Source organism: Lelliottia sp. EB106-05-01-XG201, assembly GCF_058791735.1.
Genome location: NZ_JBYTDV010000001.1, coordinates 408,723 through 426,265 on the forward strand (window position 1 = coordinate 408,723; position 17,543 = coordinate 426,265).

Below are 17,543 nucleotides of genomic sequence, written 5' to 3' on the forward strand. Positions count from 1 at the left end.
TTTAAAGGAGGTTTTCTTGCTTCTGCGCGGCAGCAGATTATTGATACGTAAACGTCGCCGTCACATAAGCACTGATTTTTCCGGCAGTTGCTTTACCTGTGGCACTGTATGCACGCGCCAGCAAGTTAAATGTATAGGTGCGGTCGACATCAATGGCACCGGTCAGAGATTTACCGTTGCCAAGAGGTTCCCCGTGAACGCCCTGTAATTCGACGGCGACATTTTTAGCCGTTCCGTCATTAGCATACATATTTTCTGGATTGTCGGTATCTGCTTTGCCGCTGAACGTGACAGTGCTTTTGGTGATGGCGGCCGGACAGTCGACAACTTTTAAATGAAAGGCGACCCAGGGTGTTGATGACTCAGCTTTGCTTAAATCGCCAATCATAATATTATCACCCAACGAGACAGCAACATTAAGACTGTCAGTGTCGACTTTACAGGGAGCCGCTGTAATTCTGCCATTAATATTGATTATATCCATATCACCTGCCCAGGATAATATTGAGTAAATAAATAAAAGCGAACCCAAAACAGCGGTATTTAATTTTCTCATACTATTGTATCTATATTCTCAGCTTAGGGCCGGATGGTGAGTTGTCAGAAACAGTGATGTTTCAGATATCAAAAATATCATGCATGAATCAATGCGGTTGTTCTCATCAATTCCGGTGGTAATAATGCGCCTGCAGGTGGTGGGCCTTCAAGAATATTTCTCTCTGAATTCAGAATTTGATTAAAACCGGAAGGATAAACCCTCCTTTGCCTCATGCGGCAAAGGAAATCTGGGTAGGGTAAAAAAAATGAGGCCCTGGACGGATCCCACTGTGTGCCAGCGCAGCGGGAGAGATGCATAATCATTGGCTATAATTCTGTTCAAACCATTTTCGTGATGGATGTATTGAACATAACGATATGAAAAGAAACGAACTGAATTCGTTGTCCGAGTACAGATTTACCAAGCCCGTCGACGACATTGAGCGATTGATTGCGGCACTGTCCTGTGAGGCGACATGGATAACATTTCGTCACGGCCAGCGTTTAGATCTCATCACCCAGCAAGAGCCGAAATGTTATCTGATCAGTGAAGGTTCGGTCCATGTGAACCGCGTCAGAGATGGTCTGGTGCTGGGAACCGTTTACGGCCCGGCGATTCTGGGGATGAGTAACTTTGCATCGTCGCTGGACCCGTCCTACATCACCACCGTTAAGGACGTTCGCATTGGGGTGGTCCCACTCTCGGATATTTTTGACATTCTGGATAAGCAGCAGCTGTGGAAGAGTTTTTCCATCACTCTGCTGTACATTATTGGCCATTACCAGCACTACAACATGCAGATGATCGCCCCGACCTTCTATGAAAAAGTCAGGTATCAACTGATTGATCTGGCGAGTAAAAATGCGGATGTCAGAGCAGAGATCAATGTGACGGAGTTTATTCATGAACGAACATTGCTGTCGCGCAGCCACATTCTGGCGATCCTGTCGGAATTAAAAAAGGGCGGGTACATCAACATTAAAAAGGGCAATCTGGTGGAAATCACCGAATTGCCCCTGAAGTACTGATCGTAAAACGCCCCCTTTCGGGGGCGCTTCACGGCCATCAGCCCATCGCGCTTTCACGCAGCCTGGCTTTCAGCTTCGTATATTCATCAATCACGTACTGCTCAGCTTTTTGCTGGTCAGCAATCGCCTCGACGCGCACGGCGCAATACTTATATTCCGGCGTTTTGGTTATCGGACTCAAGTTCTCCGTCACCAGCTCGTTACAGGCGCCAATCCACCACTGGTAGGTCATGTACACCGCCCCTTTGTTTGGGCGATCGCTGACCTGCGCGCGGGTGATGATGCGGCCTTTGCGGGAGTTCACCCACACCAGCGCTTCATCCTCAATGCCCAGTCGTTCGGCGTCGGCGGTGTTAAGCTGCGCGTAGCCCGGCTCATCGGCCAGTGCGGCCAGCGCCGCACAGTTCCCGGTCATCGAGCGACAGGAGTAGTGGCCCACTTCACGCACCGTTGAGAGCACCATCGGATACTCGTCGGTGAGTTTGTCGATAGGCGCGACCCAGTCGCAGGTGAAGAACTGTGCCAGCCCGTTCGGGGTGTCGAACTTCTCGGCGAAGAGATACGACGTGCCCTGGTCGGCCTCTGACTCATCGCGGCATGGCCACTGGATATAGCCCAGCTCACCCATTTTTTCATAGGTTGCCCCGGTGAAATCCGGACACAGATTGCGCAACTCGTCCCAGATCTCCTGGGTGTTGTTGTAGTGCATCGGATAACCCATGCGGGTGGCGATTTCGCTGATGATTTGCCAGTCCGTTTTCAGATCCCACTTCGGCTCGACCGCTTTAAAGAAGCGCTGGAAGCCGCGGTCCGCTGCGGTGTAGACGCCTTCGTGCTCGCCCCACGACGTTGACGGTAAAATCACATCCGCCGCCGCCGCGGTTTTGGTCATGAAGATGTCCTGCACAATTACCAGCTCGAGATCTTCAAAGCCTTTGCGCACCGCCGACAGCTCGGCGTCGGTTTGCAGCGGATCTTCGCCCATGATGTAGGCCGCACGCACTTCACCGTGCGCCGCGCGGTGCGGCAGCTCGCTGATGCGATATCCGGTGTGTTCCGGCAGACTTTCAACGCCCCAGGCCTTCGCGAATTTCGCGCGGTTTTCCGGGAACTTGACGTACTGATAGCCCGGATAGGTATCCGGCAGTGCGCCCATATCGCAGGCACCCTGAACGTTGTTCTGCCCACGCACCGGGTTGACGCCGACGTGCGGTTTGCCGAGGTTGCCCGTCAGCATCGCGAGGCTGGTCAGGGAGCGCACGGTTTCCACGCCCTGATAGAACTGGGTCACGCCCATGCCCCACAGGATGCAGGCGGTTTTCGCCGCCGCATACATCCGCGCCGCCTGACGAATTTCCTGCGCCGTGACGCCGGTAATCGCTTCCACCGACTCAGGCGTGTAGCCCTCGACAATTTTGCGATACTCGTCGAAGCCTTCCGTACGCGCGGCAACAAACGCCTGGTCGTACAGTTTTTCTTCAATGATAACGTGGCCAAGCGCATTCAACAGCGCGATGTTCGAGCCGTTGCGCAGCGCGATATGCATATCCGCAATGCGCGCAGTTTCGATTTTACGCGGATCGCAGACGATGATTTTCGCCCCGTTTCGCTTCGCGTTAATCACGTGATTCGCCACGATAGGGTGGGAATCCGCTGGGTTGTAGCCGAAAACAAACACCAGATCGGTGTTATCGATTTCGTTGATAGCGTTACTCATTGCGCCGTTACCGACCGACTGGTGCAGACCTGCAACCGATGGGCCGTGTCAGACGCGAGCGCAGCAGTCGACGTTATTGGTACCAATAACGGCGCGCGCGAATTTTTGCATCACATAGTTAGTTTCATTACCCGTTCCGCGCGATGAGCCGGTGGTCTGGATCGCGTCTGGGCCGTATTTGGCTTTGATATCGCTCAGGCGGCTGGCGACGTAGTCCAGCGCCTCGTTCCAGGAGACGGATTCCAGCTTGCCGCCGCGTTGACGGCGAATCATGGGGGTTTTCAGACGGGGGGTGAGGATCTGGGTATCGTTAATAAAATCCCAGCCATAGTAGCCTTTCAGGCACAGCGTGCCCTGATTGGTCTTACCCTGTGCAGCCTCCGCCCGGACGATTTTGCCGTTATCGACCACCAGGTTGATCTTGCAACCCGAGGCACAATAGGGGCAAACCGTGATGACTTTTTTCATCGGTCTCGCTCCAGTTAAACAATGCTTTCCCACGCCATTATGCAGCTTCTATGCCATGTTTTTATTGTGGGTATCCCCTGACTTTACGGCCGATGTTTGGTTAAAACCCTGACGAGACGCAGGCAATCGTCAAAATTGACGTGTCGAAGGGGCAGCGGATGTGACATGGGTTGAAATTCCGTCACGCCGAAAGGAATTTGGCTGGAGCCGATTGCAGAATAGGTCAGACTTAACATAATCCCCTGACGGAACCCTGCGATGAAACCGGCGATTCTGGTGGTTGATGACGATACGGCGGTCTGCGAACTGCTGAAGGATGTGCTCAACGAGCATGTCTTTACGGTGCACGTCTGCCACACCGGGCGGGATGCGCTGGCGCTGGCCCAGCGTGAGCCGGGCATTGCGCTGGTGCTGCTGGATATGATGCTGCCGGATATCAACGGCTTGCAGGTTTTACAGCAGCTGCAAAAACAGCGCCCCGAGCTGCCGGTGATTATGCTTACCGGGCTGGGGAGTGAATCGGACGTGGTGGTCGGTCTGGAGATGGGCGCGGATGATTACATCGGCAAACCCTTTAATCCGCGCGTCGTCGTTGCCCGCGTCAAAGCGGTCTTGCGTCGAACCGGCGTGCTGGCAGCGGAACCGACGGCTCCGCGCGCGTCGGGTTTAGGCTTTAACGGCTGGACGCTCGACACCACTCGCTGTGAGCTGAGCTCCCCGCAGCAGGCCACCGTTCCGCTCACTCAGGGCGAGTACGGTTTATTGCTGGCGCTGGCCCAGAACGCCCGGCGGGTATTGAGCCGGGAACAGCTGCTGGAGCTGACCCACAGCGAAAGCGCCGAGGTGTTTGATCGTACTATCGACGTGCTGATCATGCGCCTGCGGCGAAAAATCGAAATTAACCCTCATCAGCCTCTGCTGATCAAAACCATTCGCGGCCTCGGGTATGTCTTTGCCGCAGACGTTTCTCATAACGATAAAGCGGCTTAAAGGTTCGCCTCCAGCTCGACCAGCGTTTTCGCCCCATCAATGGCATTGGCCGCCAGCAGGCTGGCCCGCGCGCAGGCGTGCGCCAGGGCGATGCTCTCCGGCAGGGACCACGCCTCATGGCAGCCGTATAAAAATCCGGCGCAAAACGCATCACCCGCGCCGACGCTGCCGATAATCTCATCCTGTTCCAGCTGACGGGACGGCACCCACTGGCCTTGCTCGCCCGGCACCTGGCCCCACGCGCCTTCCGGGCAGTGGATCACCACGCGCTGACGCACGCCCGCCGCCAGCAGCTGCGATGCGGCTTCGGCGATATGCAAAATGTTCGGCGCATCGCTGCTGTCGCGCATCTCCAGCCCGCTAAATTCCCCGGCCTCCAGCTCGTTAATCACCAGAAAATCCACGTAGCGCAGGGCAGGGAGCACCAGCGGCTGATAGCGCGGGTCGCGTTTGCGCGACACCAAATCCAGCGAGGTTTCATACCCCAGATCGCGCATCTGGGAGAGCAGGCGCGCGCTTCGGGTGCCAAACTCGTCGTCCGGCAGATCCAGGCTGTCGAGCAGCAGCAGATACCCGAGATGGAAAATCTTCATCGACGGATCGAGGCGATCAAAGGCCGGGAGATCCAGCAGGCGGTTGGCCGCCGGAGAGTGGAAAAAGGTGCGCTGTCCGCTGGGATCGGTCATCACCTGCGACATGGAGGTCGGCGCAAAGGTGGTACGCTGCACCCGCTGGCGGTTGACGTGGTACTGGTCGAGCATCGCCAGAATGTAGTCCCCGTCGCTGTCGTCGCCAATCAGCCCGACCGCCTGCAGCGGCAGGCCGACGTGCATTTTCGCCAGCGTCAGTAACACATTCAGCGGCGCGCCGCCGGTGGCCCGCTCGCTGTGAATAATCTCCGCCAGCCAGCCGCGCTCCGGCCACTGCACAATCTGATGAACATGATCGACAAGCATGTTTCCTGCGGCGATAACGCCCCGGCGTTCCATCAGGCTTTCCCCGCGCTGCCGAAAATACGCATCTGTTCAGACACCGTGTCGGTAATCGCCTCTTCGATGCCTAACAGCAGCTCGGCGAATTCGTCGTAGATCGGCTGACGATGAGTCATGCGCTGCTCGACGGAGGCCAGCGCCGCCTGCGACATCCCGGTGTAAAAATTGATTTTGTGAATGCCGAGCTCAATGGCGCGACGGAAATCGGCGTCGCTGATCCCGGACCCGCCGTGCAGCACCAGCGGCAGGCCGGTTTGCTGGCGGATGGCGTCAAGGCGCGCAAAATCGAGCTTCGGCTCACCTTTGTACTTCCCGTGGGCATTGCCGATGGCGACGGCCAGGGCGTCAATGCCGGTCTGATCGACGAACTCGCGCGCCAGAGCCGGGTCAGTGAAAAAGGCTTCGTCGGCATGACCGTACAGCGCGCCGCCCTCGTCACCGCCGACCGCGCCCAGCTCCGCTTCCACCGACACGCCGACGGCGTGACACATCTTCACCACTTCCCGGGTCTGGCGAATATTCTCTTCATAGCTGAGGGTGGAGCCATCAAACATCACGGAGCTGAAGCCCAGGCGCAGCGCCCGCACCACCGCCTCAAAATGCAGGCCGTGGTCGAGATTGAGGACCACCGGAATATCGTGTCGCGCGGCCTCGAAACGGACCGCTTCGACTAATGAATCGAGAGACAAATATTTAAAATGCACTTCGGCGATGTTGATGATAAACGGCGAGCGCTCCTGCTTTGCCGCGGCGAACAGGGCGCGCAAAAAGTGGGAGTCGAGAACGTTAAACGCGCCGAGGGCGTAGCGATGTTCGCGGGCGTGTTCCAGCCCGGCGGCGAGAGAAATTAGCGGCATCATTCACTCCTTAAGTTCGAAACAGGCTGTACTCGTTGCAGAGCACCAGCACCGCCGGTTCGTCTTCTTCAATGTTGTTGTAGCGCGAGAGCGGCTGCAAAAAATGGTTGTCGTGTTCGTCGTCATTCACCGACGACACTTCGCCTACCAGCACATCGCCAAATCCGCGCTCCCCCCAGAAACTGTGGTACAGGCCGGGCGTGAGACAGATGCTCTCCCCGGGTGTCAGGCGCAGCTGGCTGCCGGGCGCGTGGGTCTGCATGCAGCCGTCGACCACCACCGTGACGTCGGTGTTTTCCGTCTCTTCATGCCCGCCCGCGTTCCACAGCTCGATAATCAGGTTCCCGCCGCCGCGATTGATGATGTCTTCGCGTTTACGCCAGTGGAAATGCATCGGCGTGACCTGCCCGTCGCGGACGTGCATGATTTTTTCCGCGTAGGTTTTTTCGTAAGGCGTGCCGTTCGGCGAGCCGTTGCGCAGGGTGAACAGGGTGAGTCCCTGCGCGGGAAAGTTGTTGCCGCCGAAAGCGGTCACGTCCCAGCCGAGTTTAAGGTCGAAGACTTCGCGCCAGGCGCAGGCGTCGAGCTGTCGCCACTGGGTCGGCGGAAAGCTGGCGAACGGCGGCAGGTGGACGTCATGCATCGAAAAGAACTGCCGCGTATGGCCGAGGATTTCGTTGATGTCGGAGCGTTTCATGGGAACTCCTTTTTAGGTGCGCGCTGGGCCCCTCACCCCGGCCCTCTCCCCAGGGGAGAGGGAGAAAAAAGTCCCCTCTCCCTGTGGGAGAGGGTTAGGGTGAGGGCATCAAACCGCACAAATATTACTTAACCGTCCACCCCTTATACGTCCCGACGCTCTTCTTATCGATCATCGTCACCGGGATCAGCACAGGCTCTTTCGGCGCAGGTTTGCCCTGCAGAATGTCATAGCCAATTTCCACCGCTTTGGCCGCCATCACCTGCGGATCCTGCGCAGGCGTTGCCACAAACAGGGAGTTCTCGCGCTTCAGCGCCTCTTCGCCGTCCGGGCTGCCGTCCACGCCGACGATGAAGAACTCGCTGCGCTGGGCCTGTTTCGCTGCCAGATCGGCACCGATCGCCGTTGGATCGTTAATCGCGAACACGCCGTCGATCTTCGGATTGGCCGCCAGCAGGGCGGTCATGACTTCCAGCCCGCCTTCGCGACTGCCTTTGGCGTTCTGGTTATCCGACAGCACTTTGATATCCGGGTGGCGCTTGAACTCGGTCTGACAGCCTTCGACACGGTTTTGCACCGCGGAGACCGGCGGCCCGTTGATGATCACCACGTTGCCTTTGCCTTTCAGGCGGTCGGTGATGTATTTACAGGCCATTTCGCCCGCCTGGGTGTTATCGGAGGTGATGGTCGCATCGGCCCCTTCGGCCGCCACGTCAACCGCCACCACGACAATGCCCGCCTCTTTCGCGCGCTTCACCGCCGGGCCGATCCCTTTCGAGTCGGCGGCGTTGAGAATTATCATATCGACCTTCGCGGCGATAAAATTATCAATCTGAGAAACCTGCTGGCCCAGATCGTAGCCGCTGGAGACCAGCGTCACCTTGACGTTATCCCCCGCCAGTTTGCGGGCTTCCAGCTCCGCCCCTTTGGTGATCTGCACGAAGAACGGGTTGGCGAGATCGCCCACCGTCACGCCGATGGATTTCAGATCTTTCGCCTGCGCAAACGGGGCTGCGGCAAGCAGTGCGCCAGCACAGAGCGCGGTAACCAGTGGCTTCAATCTCATGCTGTTTTCCTCATTATCGTAGGGTGTTGTTGTTATGCACTTTGATGGTGTCGGGTACGGTATTTGTCGATCAGCACCGCAATGATGATCACCGCCCCTTTGATCACCAGTTGCCAGAAGTAGGACACGCCCATTAACGTCATGCCGTTGTTCAGGGTGGCGATGATCAGCGCGCCCACCAGCGTGCCGGTGATCGTGCCGATCCCGCCGACGAAACTGGTCCCGCCGAGGATCACCGCCGCGATGGCATCCAGCTCATAGCCGGTGCCTAAGTTGCCGTTAGCGCTGTACAGCCTGGATGCGCTCATCACCCCGCCGAGGCCCGACAGCAGGCCGCTCATGCCGTAGACAAACAGCAGCACCAGCCAGACTTTGATCCCGGTGAGACGCGCCGCCTGCATGTTGCCGCCCACCGCGTAGATATGAACGCCGAGCGTGGTACGGCGCAGAATGAACCAACACACCACAATCACCGCCAGGGCGATCACCACCAGCCACGGGATCGGGCCGAGATAGTTATTGCCGATCCATTCAAAATTGATATTCGAGTTAATGACCGTGGTGCCGTCGGCCAGCAGATAGGCCGCGCCGCGCAGGGCCGTATAGGTGCCGAGGGTGACAATGAACGGCGGCAGTCCGGCAAAGGCCACCAGCGCGCCATTGAACAATCCCAGCACCATGCCGAGCATCAGCGCCGCCGGGATCGACAGCATCGCCAGTTCGGGAATAAGGGAGACCACCATCGCCGCCACCGCCGTGGTGCCGAGAATCGACCCCACCGACAGGTCGATCCCGCCGGTTAAAATGATGAAGGTCATCCCGGCAGCCAGCACGATGTTGATCGACGCCTGACGGGTGATGTTGAGCAGATTGCTTTCGGTGAAGAAGTTCGGCGCGATAAAGCCAAAGACCGCCACGATCAGGATCAGAATCGGCAAAATCCCGACCGTTTGCATCAGATCGCTCATCAGCATTTTTTTGGCGGAGGCGGATTTCGCCACCTGCTGCGGGTTAGTTGAATGTGTCATGAGTTCACCGCCTGATGAGTGTCGTTGACGCCGGTTGCCAGCGTCATAATATTTTCCTGAGTGATGCTTTCGCCGAGCAGCTCCCCGGCAATACTCCCTTCGCGCATCACGTAGACCCGGTCGCTCATGCCGACCACCTCCGGCAGTTCGCTGGAGATCATCAGGATCGCCACGCCCTTGCGCGCCATCTGGTTCATGATCCGGTAGATCTCGCTTTTCGCTCCGACATCGACGCCGCGCGTCGGCTCATCGAGGATCAGAATGCGCGGGCCAATCGCCACCCAGCGGGAGATCAGCAGCTTTTGCTGATTGCCGCCGGACAGCCCACCCGCGCGCACCTGGGAGTGCGGGACGCGGATGTTGAGCAGGGCAATGGCGTCATCGGAGATCGACTGGGCTTTTTTGCGGTCCAACATGCCCCAGGTGGAATCGCGCTCCAGCGTCGCCATGGTGATGTTCTCCTGCGCCGCCAGCTCCAGAAACAGCCCCTGTTCTTTGCGATTCTCGGTTAAAAACCCGATGCCGTGGTCGATGGCGGCGCGCGGGGAGTGGATCACCACCGGCTCGCCGTCGACTTCAATCATGCCGCCCGTCGCTTTGCGCACGCCGAAGATCAGCTGCGCCAGCTCCGAACGTCCGGCCCCGACCAGCCCGGCGAGACCGACGATCTCCCCGGAGCGCACCTGCAGGCTGCACGGCTGCACTTTTTTGCCGTCCGTCAGGTGATGAACGTTAAGGCGTGCGCTGCCGAGGGGGATATCGCGCTCTTTGTTAAACAGGTCGCTTAAGGGGCGGCCAACCATCATCCTGACCAGCTCGGAGGCGTTGAGTTTGTCGCGGGTCAGACTCCCGACGTATTGCCCGTCGCGCAGGACGCTGACGCGGTCGGAGAGCTCGTACACCTCCGCCATGCGGTGGCTGATGTAGATAATCGCCATCCCCTCATCGCGCAGACGCAGAATCAGTTCAAACAGGCGGTGAGTTTCGCGCGAGGAGAGGGCGGCGGTGGGTTCGTCCATCACCAGCACGCGGCTGTTGCGGTGCAGCGCGCGGGCGATTTCCACCTGCTGCTGCTCGGCGATGGTCAGTTTCATCACTAAATCCGTGGCTTTGAAATGGGCGCCGAGGCGGTCAATTACCGTCTGGGCCTGCGCGGCCATCTCTTTGCGCTGCACCAGCCCGGCGCGCGACAGCTCACTGCCGAGGAAAATATTTTCCGCCACCGTGAGGTTCGGCGCGAGCTGCATCTCCTGATAAATCAGGGTAATGCCTGCGGCCAGGGCGTCTTTCGGGCCTTTGATGTGATACGGCTGGCCGTCGATCAGGATCTCACCGCTGGTGGCGGTGTACGCTCCCGCGAGGATCTTCATCAGGGTGCTTTTGCCCGCGCCGTTTTCGCCCATTAACGCGTGGATCTCGCCGGGCCAGACCGTCAGATCCACACCCTTGAGCGCGTGGAAGTTGCCAAAGGTTTTGGCAATGTTGCGCATCTCTAATACCGGGGTCCTGCTCATGGCGGATCTCCTGTGAAGGTCGATATCAGCAGTCCATCACAGGTTCGTAAATGCAAAATGTCAGAAGCCGTTCATATTTGTCATAGTTATGAATAGTTAATGGGCGTCACAGTTTTGTGCTTTTCCCCTCACCCTAACCCTCTCCCCAAAGGGGAGAGGGGACTGTTCGGTGCGGTCTTTTCTCACTGAGGAGAGGGACTGCTCGGTGCAGTCTTTTCCCCCTCGCCCCTTTGGGGAGAGGGTCGGGGTGAGGGGCCATCAAACCGCACCACACCACACCGGAGCCCACATGCCATCACGCCGCCCCCCCTTTTTCGCCAGCGCCCGTGGCCGCCTGCTGATATTCAATCTGCTGGTGGTGGCGGTGACGCTGATGGTCAGCGGCGTGGCGGTACTCGGCTTTCGTCATGCCAGCCAGATTCAGGAGCAGATCCAGCAGCAGACCCTGAACGACATGACCGGCAGCATGAATCTGGCGCGCGATACCGCCAACGTCGCTACGGCGGCGGTGCGTCTTTCGCAGGTGGTGGGGGCGCTGGAGTACAAAAGCGAGGCCGACAGGCTGAAGCAGACCCAGACGGCGCTGCGCCATTCGCTGGAACAGCTCGCCGACGCGCCGCTGGCGCAGGAAGAACCGGCGCTGGTGGCACGAATCATTCGCCGGAGTAATGAATTACAGCAGAGCGTCACCGGGATGCTGGAGCGCGGCCAGCGGCGACATCTCGAGCGCAACGCGCTGCTCAGTTCGCTCTATCAAAGCCAAAGTTTTTTGCGCCATTTGCAGGACATCAACCGTCGCTTCGGCGATAACGTGCCGGACGCGCGACAGCTGGCGGAAATGGACCGGCTGATTATGGCGGCGATTGAAACCCCGTCTCCGCGCGCCACCATTCAGCAGCTGAATACGGTCACGACCACGCTGCCGCAGACCGCCCGCCAGCCGGTGATCGACTTTGTCCTGCCGGATTTCAATGCCGAGCTGAGCAAGCTCGCTCCCCTCTCCAGGCAGCTTGAAGAGAGCGATCTCGCCATCAGCTGGTACATGTTCCACATCAAAGCGCTGGTGGCGATTTTAAACAGCGATATCAATCAGTACGTGGCGCAGGTGGCGCAGGCGTCCGAGCTGCGTACCGCCCAGAGCCACAAAGAGCTGCGCTCCATCAGCGTTTTTATCAGCGTCTTCGCGGTACTGGCGCTGATTATTACCGGCTGTGCGTGCTGGTACATCTACCGCAACTTAGGCTCCAACCTGACGGCGATTTCCCGGGCGATGTCGCGTCTGGCCCACGGCGAACCGGATGTGTCGGTGCCCGCGCTCCAGCGTCGGGACGAGCTGGGCGAGCTGGCGCGCGCGTTCAACGTCTTTGCCCGCAACACCGCATCGCTGGAGCACACCACCCGGCTGCTAAAAGAGAAAACCACCCAGATGGAGATCGACCGGCTCGAGCGTGTGGGGCTGGAGGAGGCGCTGCTGCACAGTCAAAAAATGAAGGCCGTCGGGCAGTTGACGGGCGGGTTGGCGCATGATTTTAACAACCTGCTTGCGGTAATTATTGGCAGCCTGGAGCTGGTCGATCCCGAGTCGCCCGATGCGCCGCGCATCACCCGCGCGCTGAAAGCCGCCGAACGCGGCGCGCTCCTGACCCAGCGTCTGCTGGCTTTCTCGCGCAAACAGTCCCTGCATCCGCACGCGGTGGAGATGAAACCCCTGCTGGAAAACCTCGGTGAGCTAATGCATCACTCGCTGCCCGCCACTCTGACGCTGGATATCGAAGCGCAACACCCGGCGTGGCCCGCGTGGATTGACGTCAGCCAGCTGGAAAACGCGATTATTAACCTGGTGATGAACGCCCGCGACGCGATGGAGGGGCAGAGCGGCGTGATCCGCATTCGGACCTGGAACCAGCGCGTGACCCGCAGCGACGGGCGCAGGCAGGACATGGTCGCGCTGGAGGTGATCGACCATGGCTGCGGGATGTCGCAGGAGGTCAAATCTCAGGTGTTCGAACCCTTCTTCACCACTAAGCAGACGGGCAGCGGCAGCGGGTTGGGCTTGTCGATGGTGTATGGGTTTGCGCGCCAGTCCGGCGGGCGGGTTGAAATCGAAAGCGCGCCGGGGCAGGGCACCACCGTACGCCTCCAGCTCCCGCGCTCCGCGCAGGCGGTGGTCTCAGGCGATGAAATGCCCGCTACAGCAGAAACCGAACAGAGCGATCGGCTGGTGCTGGTCCTCGAAGATGAAACCGATGTGCGCCAGACCCTGTGCGAACAGCTGCATCAGCTCGGCTACCTGACGCTGGAGGCCGAAACCGGCGAACAGGCGCTGGCGATGCTGGAGGCGTCATCTGATATCGAACTCTTTATCAGCGACCTGATGCTGCCCGGCACAATGAGCGGCGCGGAGGTGATCCACCACGTCCGCACCCATTTCCCGCATCTGCCGGTGCTGCTGGTCAGCGGCCAGGATTTACGCCCGACCCACAACCCGCAGCTGCCCGACGTGGAGCTACTGCGAAAACCCTTCACCCAAGCGCAACTGGCGCAGGCGCTGCGGAAGGTGTCGGGGTAAAGCGGCTGCGGGCCAGGGTGGCTGCGCCCTGTGCGCCGTTAAAGGCAGAGGAGGAGGCCGCGATAAAGCGGACCGCTTGATACGGCAATGGTCGACGCAGATGCTGCTTAATTTTTTCGATCAGCGACTCCTGCGGGAATCCAGGCATATCCATCACTCCGCCGCCAAGAATGACCGCATCGGGATCGAACAGATTCACGCTGGTGGCGATGGCGCGCGCGGCATGGTCGAGAAGCGCCTGGACAAAAGGTTCGTCTGCGCAGTGGGTAAAAATATCCCCCAGCGCGTATTCCCGCGGCTGCTGCTGATACCAGTTCGCCAGGGCAATCCCGGAGCAGACGGTCTCCAGACATCCCGAATTCCCGCATCCGCAGCGCAGTGACCTGTCGCCCTGCGGAATATGACCCAGCTCGCCCGCCACGCCGTGTGCGCCGGTCCATGGCGCACCGTTCAGCCAGATAGCAAAGCCCATGCCGGTCCCCAGATAGGCGGCCAGAACCTGCTGATTCACAAGATCGTTTTGCGCCACGTCGAAGGAGAGCTGTAAATTGACGTCGCGGGAAAATTCCACCGGACAGCCGAGCGCATCTTCCAGTTTGCCTGCCAGATCGTGCAGCTCTGTCGTCTGCAGCGGCAGATTGGGGGTCGAGATGATGGTGCGTTTGTCTTTGCCGACCAGCGCCGGAAAGCCCATCACCAGCCCGCAGCAGCGGGCCTGAAAGTGGTCGACCTGCGCCTGGATCATCGCGGCCACGCCGCACACCACGCCGTGACGGATGACTTCCGCGGTGCGCTGTTTTTCGCAGTGCAGCACCTCGTCATCCTCTGACTGCAGGCAAAAACGGATATGCGTTGCCCCCATATCCACGCCTGCCACCACGTTACGCCGATTTTGCATGAGGCATTACCTCGTTTCGGGCCGCCAGAATGTGCTCGCTCATCAGCTGCCAGGCGTCGCCAATATTATCCGCATGATTGAACAGCCCGGAGGTGCCGACAATAAACACATCCGCGCCCGCCGCCATCAGCTCTCGATAGGTTCTCTGGTTGCAGGACCCGTCGATTTCAATCTCAAAACTGAGGCCTTCACGCTCGCGCCAGCTTTTCAGCTCGGCGATTTTATCGAGCATCTCCGGGATAAAGGGTTGTCCGGCAAAGCCCGGGTCGACGGTCATCACCGTGATTTTGTCCGCCTTATGAATATAGTATTTCATGGCGTCCACCGGGGTTTCCGGGTTGAGGATCAACCCGACCTTCATGCCGTGGCGGCGGATCTCTTCGATCAGACGGAACGCCTGGCCGTTGATCGTCTCAGGATGCAGGGTGATGTAATCTGCCCCGGCACGCGCCAAATCACCGATGTAATCCTGCGGGCGCGTCACCATCAGGTGGCAGTCCAGCGGTTTGCTGGCGAGCTTTTTCACCTGGCCGACAAAAAACGGCGACAGCGTCAGGTTCGGGACAAAATGGCCGTCCATGATGTCGATATGGAAATAGTCGGCGTGCTGGTCAATAAAGGCGATTTGTTCCTGGAACCTGGCGAGGTCCATGCACATCAGAGAAGGAGAAATTTTCATGTCAGATTCCTTACTTGCTAATTAACCGGTCAAGCGCGACGGCAGCGATGATCAACCCGCCCATCACCACCAGCTGGTAATAGGTTTGTACTTGCAGAATATTGAGCCCGTTGTTGATGGTGCCGATGATCAGGCCGCCAATCACCACCGAGAAAATGCGCCCTTTGCCACCAAAGAAGCTGGTGCCGCCAATGATGGCGCTGGCGATGGCGTAGGTTTCAAATCCCATCCCGGCGAGCGGCTCCGCAGCGCCCAGACGGGCGGTGGAGACCACGCCCGCCAGCCCCGCGCAGACGCCGGAGATAATGAACACCACCAGAATGTGAAACTTGACGTCAATGCCGGAGTAGAAGGCGGAATTCTTGTTCCCGCCCAGCGCATAGATGTTGCGCCCGAGCCGCATTCGGGTGGTCAGGAACCAGAGGATCAGCGCCACAATGAGCGAGAAAATCACCGGAACCGGAATGCCCACCACGTTCGCAGCAAAGAAGTTTACGAACTCAAAGGAGAAGCCGTAGACCGAGTTGGCGTCGGAAATCACCAGCGTGATGCCGCGGAAAATGGCGTTGGTGCCGAGGGTGATAATGAACGGGTGCAGCCCGGTCCAGTTGACCAGACAGCCGTTAATCGCCCCCAGCGCGCCGCCGACCAGCACACCGCCAATCAGGGCTGCCGTAAAGGGATCCACGCCTGCCAGCATCAGTTTGGCTGTCACCATGCCCGACAGGGCCAGGATTGCGCCGACCGACAGGTCGATACCGGCCACCAGAATGGCAAAGAATTCACCCATCCCGATCAGCACCGTCACCGAGCTTTGCACGAAGATCTGCGTGATGTTGTTGGTATTTAAAAAATACTCCGGCGACATCGTGCCGAAGATGGCGACAATAATCGCCAGGATAAAGAAGGTGCCGTATTTGTCCCAGAACAGGGCGAAATTGAACGGTTTTTTCTCTCCCGGCTCGCCTTTCACTCTTGTGGTAATGCCCATGCCATAATCTCCTCTTCGCTCATGTTGTCGCGATTGGTCAGGATTTGCGTCAGTCGTCCTTCGCAGAACACGGCGATGCGGTCGCAGACGGCGATAATTTCGGGAAGCTCGGATGACACCATCAGGATGACCTTGCCTTCGTCAGCCAACTGGCGCATCACTTTGTAGATTTCGGCCTTTGCACCCACGTCGATGCCGCGGGTGGGCTCGTCAAAAATGATCACTTCCGGGTGGCAGCACAGCCATTTGGATATCAGGACCTTCTGCTGATTGCCGCCGGAGAGCTCGGTGATGTTTTGCTCGACGGAGTGGCATTTCAGCGCCAGCAGCTGACGCTGAGTCTCGGCAATCTTGCGCTCTTCGCTTTCGCGAAAAAGCCCCATCGCGCCTTTGTAACCGCCGCGCTTCAGGCTGTGGCTGATCGCCATGTTTTGCGCGATAGAGAAGTTGGGGAAAAAGCCATTTTCGCGGCGACTTTCGGTGATGTAGGCCATCCCTTTTTTCAGCGCGTCGAGCGGGGAGCGCGGGGAGATCTCTTTTCCGTTGAGGCGGATTTCACCGCATGAGCGCTTGTCGATCCCGAACAGACAGTCCATCAGCTCCGTGCGCCCGGAGCCCACCAGCCCGGCAAAGCCGAGGATTTCGCCCCGGCTTACGCTGAAGGAGATATCGCGCACTTTTTTCTTGTCGCGGCTGGTGATGTTCTTCACCTCAAACACGGTGTCGCGCTCGACGTTGCCGGTGCTCTCTTTCATGGCGTTAAAGCGGTTTTGCAGCTCACGGCCCACCATCAGCCGCACGATATCGTCGTTGGTCACTTCACTGACCAGGCCGCTGCAGACGCTGCTGCCGTCTTTCATCACCGTGTAGCGATCGCAAATTCGGCGAATTTCGGCGAGCTTGTGAGAGATGTAGACAATCGCGGTACCTTCTTTGCGCAGCTGGTTCATGATCAGAAACAGGTAATCGACCTCTTTATTGGTGAGCGAGGAGGTCGGTTCATCCATGATGATCACTTTGGCGTCGAGCATCAGGGTTTTAGCAATTTCCAGCATCTGTTTATGGCTGATGGATAAATTCGCCACTTTCTCATCTAAATCGACTTTTAAACCGATGCGCAATAACATCATTGCGCCGCGAAGTCGCATCTCTTTCCAGTCGATTACCGTAATACCACAGACTTTTTTCGTCAGATGACGGCCAATATATAAATTCTCCAGCACCGTTAATTCATCAATAACGCTGAGTTCCTGATAAATAATGCCGATGCCTAATTGTGCCGCCTGTTTATGGTCGAGTTTGTCATACTGTGAGCCTTTAATCGTGATCGTGCCTTTGGTCGGCGCATGTATTCCCGACAGCACTTTCATTAACGTTGATTTACCGGCACCGTTTTCCCCTAATAACGCATGAATTTCGTAAGGGAATATCGTTAAATCAACGGACTTTAATGCGTGAACCGGACCAAAAGATTTGCCGATCCCCGCCATGGAAATAGTGGGCGTGTGCAT

General features: G+C 58.1%; 15 protein-coding genes. 3 read left to right on the forward strand and 12 right to left on the reverse strand.

Annotation, left to right across the window (positions count from 1 at the left end; genetic code table 11):
• Positions 1-37: 37 nt before the first annotated feature.
• Positions 38-556: a fimbrial protein gene (locus AC3WS9_RS01920; RefSeq protein WP_492486384.1), complete on the reverse strand. Its 519-nt coding sequence runs from the start codon at positions 554-556 to the stop codon at positions 38-40.
• A gap of 359 nt (positions 557-915) precedes the next feature.
• On the opposite strand from AC3WS9_RS01920, the gene AC3WS9_RS01925 reads away from it, so the two are divergent.
• A complete protein-coding gene (locus AC3WS9_RS01925; protein WP_492486386.1) occupies positions 916-1,566 on the forward strand; it encodes a helix-turn-helix domain-containing protein in 651 nt (216 codons plus the stop codon).
• Between the two features lie 37 nt (positions 1,567-1,603).
• On the opposite strand, the gene fdhF is transcribed toward AC3WS9_RS01925, so the two are convergent.
• Complete coding sequence (gene fdhF / locus AC3WS9_RS01930) at positions 1,604-3,751, reverse strand: formate dehydrogenase subunit alpha (RefSeq protein ID WP_492486388.1); 2,148 nt, start codon at positions 3,749-3,751, stop codon at positions 1,604-1,606.
• Positions 3,752-4,009: 258 nt separating this feature from the next.
• Between fdhF and AC3WS9_RS01935 the strand changes: the two genes are divergently transcribed.
• Entirely contained in the window at positions 4,010-4,741 is a 732-nt protein-coding gene (locus tag AC3WS9_RS01935) for a response regulator (RefSeq protein ID WP_492486390.1), read from the forward strand.
• On the opposite strand, the gene AC3WS9_RS01940 is transcribed toward AC3WS9_RS01935, so the two are convergent.
• From AC3WS9_RS01940 to AC3WS9_RS01965, 6 genes are all read right to left on the reverse strand, one after another.
• Positions 4,738-5,730 carry a carbohydrate kinase family protein gene (locus AC3WS9_RS01940; protein ID WP_492486392.1) on the reverse strand — a complete coding sequence of 331 codons (993 nt, stop codon included), beginning with the start codon at positions 5,728-5,730 and terminating at the stop codon, positions 4,738-4,740. The genes AC3WS9_RS01935 and AC3WS9_RS01940 overlap by 4 nt on opposite strands.
• Positions 5,730-6,590 (reverse strand): ketose 1,6-bisphosphate aldolase, encoded by an 861-nt coding sequence (locus tag AC3WS9_RS01945; RefSeq protein ID WP_282494732.1) that lies wholly within the window; start codon positions 6,588-6,590, stop codon positions 5,730-5,732. Before AC3WS9_RS01945 ends, AC3WS9_RS01940 begins: the two co-directional genes overlap by 1 nt.
• A gap of 10 nt (positions 6,591-6,600) precedes the next feature.
• On the reverse strand, positions 6,601-7,287 hold the full coding sequence (locus AC3WS9_RS01950) for a D-lyxose/D-mannose isomerase (protein WP_285155471.1): 687 nt from the start codon (positions 7,285-7,287) through the stop codon (positions 6,601-6,603).
• Positions 7,288-7,411: 124 nt separating this feature from the next.
• Entirely contained in the window at positions 7,412-8,353 is a 942-nt protein-coding gene (locus tag AC3WS9_RS01955) for an ABC transporter substrate-binding protein (protein WP_100777973.1), read from the reverse strand.
• 32 nt (positions 8,354-8,385) lie between these two features.
• Positions 8,386-9,381 carry an ABC transporter permease subunit gene (locus tag AC3WS9_RS01960; RefSeq protein WP_282494730.1) on the reverse strand — a complete coding sequence of 332 codons (996 nt, stop codon included), beginning with the start codon at positions 9,379-9,381 and terminating at the stop codon, positions 8,386-8,388.
• A complete protein-coding gene (locus tag AC3WS9_RS01965) occupies positions 9,378-10,895 on the reverse strand; it encodes a sugar ABC transporter ATP-binding protein (protein WP_285145611.1) in 1,518 nt (505 codons plus the stop codon). Before AC3WS9_RS01965 ends, AC3WS9_RS01960 begins: the two co-directional genes overlap by 4 nt.
• A 289-nt stretch (positions 10,896-11,184) precedes the next feature.
• On the opposite strand from AC3WS9_RS01965, the gene AC3WS9_RS01970 reads away from it, so the two are divergent.
• Positions 11,185-13,464 (forward strand): ATP-binding protein, encoded by a 2,280-nt coding sequence (locus AC3WS9_RS01970; RefSeq protein WP_492486396.1) that lies wholly within the window; start codon positions 11,185-11,187, stop codon positions 13,462-13,464.
• On the opposite strand, the gene alsK is transcribed toward AC3WS9_RS01970, so the two are convergent.
• The 4 genes from alsK to alsA are packed head-to-tail and all read right to left on the reverse strand — an operon-like array spanning position 13,418 to position 17,543.
• On the reverse strand, positions 13,418-14,362 hold the full coding sequence (gene alsK, locus AC3WS9_RS01975; protein WP_492486398.1) for an allose kinase: 945 nt from the start codon (positions 14,360-14,362) through the stop codon (positions 13,418-13,420). The genes AC3WS9_RS01970 and alsK overlap by 47 nt on opposite strands.
• Complete coding sequence (gene alsE / locus AC3WS9_RS01980; RefSeq protein ID WP_492486400.1) at positions 14,346-15,041, reverse strand: D-allulose 6-phosphate 3-epimerase; 696 nt, start codon at positions 15,039-15,041, stop codon at positions 14,346-14,348. Before alsE ends, alsK begins: the two co-directional genes overlap by 17 nt.
• Positions 15,042-15,051: 10 nt before the next feature.
• Positions 15,052-16,032, reverse strand: a complete 981-nt coding sequence (alsC, locus tag AC3WS9_RS01985) for a D-allose ABC transporter permease (RefSeq protein WP_285145615.1) — start codon at positions 16,030-16,032, stop codon at positions 15,052-15,054.
• A complete protein-coding gene (alsA, locus tag AC3WS9_RS01990; RefSeq protein WP_492486402.1) occupies positions 16,011-17,543 on the reverse strand; it encodes a D-allose ABC transporter ATP-binding protein AlsA in 1,533 nt (510 codons plus the stop codon). The genes alsC and alsA overlap by 22 nt, the downstream gene beginning before the upstream one ends.

What these genes read in the sequence shown, in the direction of transcription:
- AC3WS9_RS01970 (WP_492486396.1), top strand. Translation starts at nt 11,185, where the DNA reads ATGCCATCACGCCGCCCCCCCTTTTTCGCCAGCGCCCGTGGCCGCCTG.
- AC3WS9_RS01920 (WP_492486384.1), bottom strand. Translation starts at nt 556, where the DNA reads ATGAGAAAATTAAATACCGCTGTTTTGGGTTCGCTTTTATTTATTTAC.
- alsE (WP_492486400.1), bottom strand. Translation starts at nt 15,041, where the DNA reads ATGAAAATTTCTCCTTCTCTGATGTGCATGGACCTCGCCAGGTTCCAG.
- alsK (WP_492486398.1), bottom strand. Translation starts at nt 14,362, where the DNA reads ATGCAAAATCGGCGTAACGTGGTGGCAGGCGTGGATATGGGGGCAACG.
- alsC (WP_285145615.1), bottom strand. Translation starts at nt 16,032, where the DNA reads ATGGGCATTACCACAAGAGTGAAAGGCGAGCCGGGAGAGAAAAAACCG.
- AC3WS9_RS01925 (WP_492486386.1), top strand. Translation starts at nt 916, where the DNA reads ATGAAAAGAAACGAACTGAATTCGTTGTCCGAGTACAGATTTACCAAG.
- AC3WS9_RS01960 (WP_282494730.1), bottom strand. Translation starts at nt 9,381, where the DNA reads ATGACACATTCAACTAACCCGCAGCAGGTGGCGAAATCCGCCTCCGCC.
- AC3WS9_RS01945 (WP_282494732.1), bottom strand. Translation starts at nt 6,590, where the DNA reads ATGCCGCTAATTTCTCTCGCCGCCGGGCTGGAACACGCCCGCGAACAT.
- AC3WS9_RS01935 (WP_492486390.1), top strand. Translation starts at nt 4,010, where the DNA reads ATGAAACCGGCGATTCTGGTGGTTGATGACGATACGGCGGTCTGCGAA.
- AC3WS9_RS01940 (WP_492486392.1), bottom strand. Translation starts at nt 5,730, where the DNA reads ATGGAACGCCGGGGCGTTATCGCCGCAGGAAACATGCTTGTCGATCAT.
- AC3WS9_RS01965 (WP_285145611.1), bottom strand. Translation starts at nt 10,895, where the DNA reads ATGAGCAGGACCCCGGTATTAGAGATGCGCAACATTGCCAAAACCTTT.
- AC3WS9_RS01950 (WP_285155471.1), bottom strand. Translation starts at nt 7,287, where the DNA reads ATGAAACGCTCCGACATCAACGAAATCCTCGGCCATACGCGGCAGTTC.
- AC3WS9_RS01955 (WP_100777973.1), bottom strand. Translation starts at nt 8,353, where the DNA reads ATGAGATTGAAGCCACTGGTTACCGCGCTCTGTGCTGGCGCACTGCTT.
- alsA (WP_492486402.1), bottom strand. Translation starts at nt 17,543, where the DNA reads ATGCACACGCCCACTATTTCCATGGCGGGGATCGGCAAATCTTTTGGT.